The following is a 1,480-nucleotide window of genomic DNA, read 5'->3' as shown; positions in this document are numbered from 1 at the left end:
CATTGTAGCACGTGTGTAGCCCTGGCCGTAAGGGCCATGATGACTTGACGTCGTCCCCGCCTTCCTCCAGTTTGTCACTGGCAGTATCCTTAAAGTTCCCATCCGAAATGCTGGCAAGTAAGGAAAAGGGTTGCGCTCGTTGCGGGACTTAACCCAACATCTCACGACACGAGCTGACGACAGCCATGCAGCACCTGTATCTAGATTCCCGAAGGCACCAATCCATCTCTGGAAAGTTTCTAGTATGTCAAGGCCAGGTAAGGTTCTTCGCGTTGCATCGAATTAAACCACATGCTCCACCGCTTGTGCGGGCCCCCGTCAATTCATTTGAGTTTTAGTCTTGCGACCGTACTCCCCAGGCGGTCTACTTATCGCGTTAGCTGCGCCACTAAAGCCTCAAAGGCCCCAACGGCTAGTAGACATCGTTTACGGCATGGACTACCAGGGTATCTAATCCTGTTTGCTCCCCATGCTTTCGTACCTCAGCGTCAGTATTAGGCCAGATGGCTGCCTTCGCCATCGGTATTCCTCCAGATCTCTACGCATTTCACCGCTACACCTGGAATTCTACCATCCTCTCCCATACTCTAGCTCACCAGTATCGAATGCAATTCCCAAGTTAAGCTCGGGGATTTCACATCCGACTTAATAAGCCGCCTACGCACGCTTTACGCCCAGTAAATCCGATTAACGCTCGCACCCTCTGTATTACCGCGGCTGCTGGCACAGAGTTAGCCGGTGCTTATTCTGCGAGTAACGTCCACTATCCCTAGGTATTAACTAGAGTAGCCTCCTCCTCGCTTAAAGTGCTTTACAACCATAAGGCCTTCTTCACACACGCGGCATGGCTGGATCAGGGTTCCCCCCATTGTCCAATATTCCCCACTGCTGCCTCCCGTAGGAGTCTGGGCCGTGTCTCAGTCCCAGTGTGGCGGATCATCCTCTCAGACCCGCTACAGATCGTCGCCTTGGTAGGCCTTTACCCCACCAACTAGCTAATCCGACTTAGGCTCATCTATTAGCGCAAGGTCCGAAGATCCCCTGCTTTCTCCCGTAGGACGTATGCGGTATTAGCATCCCTTTCGAGATGTTGTCCCCCACTAATAGGCAGATTCCTAAGCATTACTCACCCGTCCGCCGCTAGGTCCGGTAGCAAGCTACCTTCCCCCGCTCGACTTGCATGTGTTAAGCCTGCCGCCAGCGTTCAATCTGAGCCATGATCAAACTCTTCAGTTAAAATCATTTTGCACCTTATTATAGACAAGGTGCCAATTCTGGCTCATCAATTACTGACTTAAATTTCGCTCAAATAAACTTCGAGTAATTTAAACCAATCAATCAATGAAAATTATTTCGATTAATCAATCAGTAAAAATCCACACAAGTTGTTCTTCAATTCTCTTAATGATCTTCTTACTGGTTCGTCACCAGCAAGCTAGGTCGGCTATATTACTCTTAATCTCTTAAAAGTCAACAGGTA

General features: G+C 49.4%; 1 rRNA gene. It reads right to left on the bottom strand.

Annotated elements, in window-relative coordinates:
- A 16S ribosomal RNA gene (locus tag QYM41_RS17500) occupies window positions 1-1,236 on the bottom strand; the annotation flags it as partial.
- Window positions 1,237-1,480 lie beyond the last annotated feature (244 nt).

The sequence above is a fragment of the Kocuria oxytropis genome (assembly GCF_040981195.1).
In the GTDB taxonomy this organism is placed as follows: domain Bacteria; phylum Actinomycetota; class Actinomycetes; order Actinomycetales; family Micrococcaceae; genus Kocuria; species Kocuria oxytropis.
The sequence above is the reverse complement of the archived record's forward strand: the minus strand, read 5'-3'. Positions and strand labels throughout refer to the sequence as shown.